This is a genomic window from Haloferax sp. s1 (genome assembly GCF_058382125.1).
Genome location: NZ_JBZRPK010000379.1, coordinates 1 through 3,872, shown reverse-complemented (window position 1 = coordinate 3,872; position 3,872 = coordinate 1). Strand labels below are relative to the sequence as shown.

6 protein-coding genes and 1 pseudogene are annotated in these 3,872 nt (G+C 58.9%); 3 read left to right on the top strand and 4 right to left on the bottom strand.

Features of this window, described 5'->3' with window-relative positions; translation table 11 throughout:
• On the top strand, positions 1 to 548 hold a 548-nt coding region (locus QT222_RS04815; RefSeq protein WP_491476478.1), incomplete at its 5' end, for an SAM-dependent methyltransferase.
• A gap of 155 nt (positions 549 to 703) precedes the next feature.
• Entirely contained in the window at positions 704 to 1,027 is a 324-nt protein-coding gene (locus tag QT222_RS04810; RefSeq protein ID WP_491476477.1) for a DUF7475 family protein, read from the top strand.
• On the opposite strand, the gene QT222_RS04805 is transcribed toward QT222_RS04810, so the two are convergent.
• Positions 967 to 2,244 carry an RNA-guided endonuclease InsQ/TnpB family protein gene (locus QT222_RS04805; protein WP_491476476.1) on the bottom strand — a complete coding sequence of 426 codons (1,278 nt, stop codon included), beginning with the start codon at positions 2,242 to 2,244 and terminating at the stop codon, positions 967 to 969. The genes QT222_RS04810 and QT222_RS04805 overlap by 61 nt on opposite strands.
• Positions 2,241 to 2,672, bottom strand: coding sequence for an IS200/IS605 family transposase (gene tnpA, locus QT222_RS04800; protein WP_004058466.1), 432 nt, complete (start codon positions 2,670 to 2,672; stop codon positions 2,241 to 2,243). The genes QT222_RS04805 and tnpA overlap by 4 nt, the downstream gene beginning before the upstream one ends.
• A gap of 182 nt (positions 2,673 to 2,854) precedes the next feature.
• Here tnpA and QT222_RS04795 point away from each other — a divergent pair.
• Positions 2,855 to 3,052 (top strand): annotated as a pseudogene (locus tag QT222_RS04795) (DUF7475 family protein); the annotation flags it as partial.
• Positions 3,053 to 3,088: 36 nt separating this feature from the next.
• On the opposite strand, the gene QT222_RS04790 reads toward QT222_RS04795, so the two are convergent.
• On the bottom strand, positions 3,089 to 3,265 hold the full coding sequence (locus tag QT222_RS04790; RefSeq protein WP_004058461.1) for a hypothetical protein: 177 nt from the start codon (positions 3,263 to 3,265) through the stop codon (positions 3,089 to 3,091).
• A 52-nt stretch (positions 3,266 to 3,317) separates the two neighbouring features.
• A partial coding sequence (locus QT222_RS04785) for a queuosine precursor transporter (RefSeq protein WP_491476475.1) occupies positions 3,318 to 3,872 on the bottom strand: 555 nt, incomplete at its 5' end.

Genomic DNA, 3,872 nt, shown 5'->3' with positions numbered 1-3,872 from the left:
ACCGCCACAACATCGAGACGATTCGCGGCGACATGACCGAAGACGAGACGAAAGAACAATTGACGGACATCATCGGCGAAGCCGGTGCCGACGCCGTCGTCTCCGACATGGCTCCGAACATGACCGGCGAGTACTCGCTGGACCACGCCCGCTCTATCTACCTCGCGCGGCAGGCGTTCGAAGTCGCACAGGAACTCCTCGCAACTGGCGGCGACTTCGCCGTCAAGGTGTTCGACGGACAGGACCTCGCGGACTTCCGCGCCGACATGGAACCGGAGTTCCAGTACGTCCGGTCGATTCGTCCGAAGGCCTCGCGTGACAGTTCGTCAGAACAGTATCTCGTGGGCAAGCACTTCCTCACCGCCCCGGTCCGCACGGGCGACGAACTGGAAGTCGAAATCATCGACGTGGGGAGCGAAGGCGACGGTATCGCGAAAGTCGAAGATTTCACCGTTTTCGTCTCCGACACGGAGACGGGAGACACGCCGACGGTCCGCATCACCGACGTGAAACCGCGGTTTGCGTTCGCCGAGCGAGTCGACGACTGAGCGCGCCGCTCGACGGCTGATTACGACCGACTGTACGGTCAGGAATTAGCGTGCTCGCTTCTTTGCCTTCCTTTCCGACTCGCCTTGTTCATCTGTAGACTCCGATTTTGGGCAATCCTTATTTTTGATTGACACGTATTGTGGGGTGAGACCTCATGTCAACCAACACTTCGACCGCAGAGTCACGGTCACTGTTCACCGGGCTTCCCTCGGGAATCGTCCCCTACGTCGCGATTCTCGGGGCGCTCGCCTCCGCGTACGTCCACCTTTCGCTGGCACCGGTGGTCATGGAGTTCAATTCAGTACAGGCAATCCTGTTCGTCCTCGCCGGTGTCGGCTTCATCGGCGGTATCATCGTCTACTTGATTGACATCCTCCCCGCGCTAAAGCGCGAGGATTCCTCCGTTGGGGGTTCGGGCTATGCCGATTCCACGGAGGCAACTTGCGGGTTTGTGCGCACTTCTTTGGGACTTTCGTGAGGGTGTGGTTTCCCCGACCAGTCGTGGTCGTCCCACTCGAATCGCACGGGCCGTGCCATCGGCCTGACTTCCGTATCGCTGTTTTCTCGAAGGAACGTCTCTGACGCCGTGAGGTCAGCGTGTCCCTCGAATCCGCATGGACACGTCAGCGTATCTCCGTGGCGAACCGTCTCCTCGCAGTCGCCACACTCGGGACACGTCTGACTCGTCCACGCTTCCGACTCAACTTCGAGACTGATGTCGTACTCCTCACAGACGCACGCGAGACGGTGGATGAACTGCTTGAACGCCCAGAAGTTGTGCGTCTTCTCGTTCACCCTGACCGACCAGTGCGTTTCCAGCACGCCGGTCAAATCACCCACGTACACCGTCGCCACGCCCTCGTCGTACAGCCGTTCAACGAGGTTGCGCACCAGCGCATTCTGTGCGTGGTCACGGCGCTTCGTCCGCTGCCGGTACAGCCGTCGAATCCGCTTGGAACTGTAGCGTCCCTCTCGGAGTTTCGACTGTAGGCGGGCGATCTCATCGGTCGTCTCGCGGAACCGTCCGAACAACTCCCGTCCATCGTAGAGGTACTGGTTCCCAGTAGTCGTGGAACAGGCGACGAGATTGTTCGCGCCAACGTCGAGGGCGGCTTCTTCCGAAGCCAGTGGTGAATCCAGTCGAGAATCAGGTACGGTGACTGGTTGGAAAGCCCTGAACGTGTCGCTCACCTCGTCGTACTCAAGTTCCAGACGACCCTGTTTGCCGTCCCACTTCGGGTTGCCTCGGACTTCGAGGCGGAGTCGTTCGTGGTAGCCGAGTCCGTATTCATCTTTCAGTTCTTGCCCGACAGGGATTTCGAGACGGCTACGCTTCCCCCACTCAATCGTGTACTGGTTGCACCGAATGTAGGTGCGGAGTTCGCGTCCGTCCTCCTCGTTGCCCCAGTACGACGGCGGGTTGGCGTCCTCGCCGTTCTCCTTGAGGGCGAAGAACGACCGCCACGCTTCGCTGTTCTTGCGCGTGACCTGTTGAACAGTCGCGCTTCCGACGACACCGTTGTAGCGCCCTCGGTACTCGGACGTGTCCCACACGTCGCCGTCACCGAAGTAGTTCTGACGACGTTCGTAGGTCAGTTCGTTCCACAGAGAGGCGGAGGCATCGAGTAGCCGTAGAAGGCACTCTTTGTCGTTCTCGGTCTGTGGAACCACCTCGAAGGTGTTGACGCGCTTCATTCGTTGCCACCCTCCTGTTCAGCGATGTACTGTTCGACAGCGTCCTTCGAGGCGCTCCCCGCCGTACCGACGTAGTACGAACGAGTCCACTTCACGCGGTCGTCGTACCGCTGGTTGTACTTGCGGGCGGAGATACCCTTAACCCAGTTGACGATGAGTGACGGGGCGTTCTTCGGTGGACTCCCGATGAACAGGTGTACGTGGTCGGGCATGACCTCGGACTCAGCCAGTTCGAGACCCTTGTCCTCACAGATTTCCGCGAAGATGGTTTCGAGACGTTCCTTCGTCTTCCCCGTCAGGTGCGAACGCCGATACTGAGCGGAACCCTGTTCCGCGAGGTCAGCGGAATCTCCGATTCCGTCCGATTTCGGCACGAACACTATGTGGTAGTAGAGTTCATATTTCGCGTGACGGGTGCTCTTCACCATCTGTGCATACTATCACGGCCAGACGGCTTAAAGACTGCGTTGGAACCCCGTCTATGCCATCGACGGTGGTTGAATACTGTTGGTCGGCTTCATCCCCGTCGCCAGACTACGTCTGGCGGGCAACCAGAACGCTTAGCGTTCTGGTAACGCCCTGAAGGGCGAGGCTTTCGCCTCGTATTTCCAGTAAATACTGGCGTCGCGAACTGTACCTCGTCGCGATCGCGTTCGCACTCGCCCAAATCGTAGCGTGGGTCGTTATGGACGGCCCGGTCAACCAGATGGCGATACTCTCGAAGACCAGCGAGGCGGTCTTTTCCGTCGCAGCGGCATACCTCTACTTGAACGACGCTCCGTCGGACGGCCCCGCCGAAGCAACTTGATTTGCGTCCCGACGGCCGAAACTTTCCGTTTCTTCGTTAGTCCTGTATCACGAGCTCGAGTTGGAGTTTAGTCTCACAGCCCTTCCACCCGCCGCGGCAGTGCCCAGTCGCGAGGATATCGCTGAACGACGTGTAGGTCTTGCAGTTCGGACAACGGATTCCCATCTCCATGCCGTCCTTTTCGGTGAGACGGACACGGTGCTCGGCAACCATACAGCATGTGGTATGCTACCAAAAGAGATAAGCCGTCCGACGGCCGTTATAGTCAGTCCGAAACCCAACCGTCGTCGGATGCTTCAGTGCCGTCGCCGAGGAGTGCAACGGTTCCGTAGACGAATGGTGTATCGACGACTGCGATGAGGAGTTTCAGGAGGTATTGCCCGGCGATGAGTCCAATAAGCACGTTCTGCGGGAGCGCTTGTCCGATGCCGAAGACTTTCGGTGCGATGTAGAATGCGACACCGACGAAGATGACCGTGTCGAACGCTTGGCTCGTCGCTGTCGAGGCGATATTTCGAAGCCAGAGGAACGCACCGTCGGTCATCTCGCGGATGCTGTGGAAGACGATTACGTCCCAGTTTTGGCTCACGAGGTACGCGGCCAGACTTCCGGCGATGATGTTCGTCCCAGACGAGAGCACTTTGGTGAACATACCTGCGAACTCGGGGTTTGCGGCGGGTGCTGCGATAGTACTCCAGACGAGTCCGAGGAGAATGAAGTTCATCGCGAATCCGACGTTCACCATCACCTGTGCGGCTCTCCGCCCGTAGAGTTCGGAGTAGCAGTCCGACGCGAAGAACGTAAACGCGTACGCCAGTGC

Coding starts and splice junctions, on each gene's coding strand:
- QT222_RS04790 (WP_004058461.1), bottom strand. CDS start 3,265: ATGGTTGCCGAGCACCGTGTCCGTCTCACCGAAAAGGACGGCATGGAG.
- QT222_RS04805 (WP_491476476.1), bottom strand. CDS start 2,244: ATGAAGCGCGTCAACACCTTCGAGGTGGTTCCACAGACCGAGAACGAC.
- QT222_RS04810 (WP_491476477.1), top strand. CDS start 704: ATGTCAACCAACACTTCGACCGCAGAGTCACGGTCACTGTTCACCGGG.
- tnpA (WP_004058466.1), bottom strand. CDS start 2,672: ATGGTGAAGAGCACCCGTCACGCGAAATATGAACTCTACTACCACATA.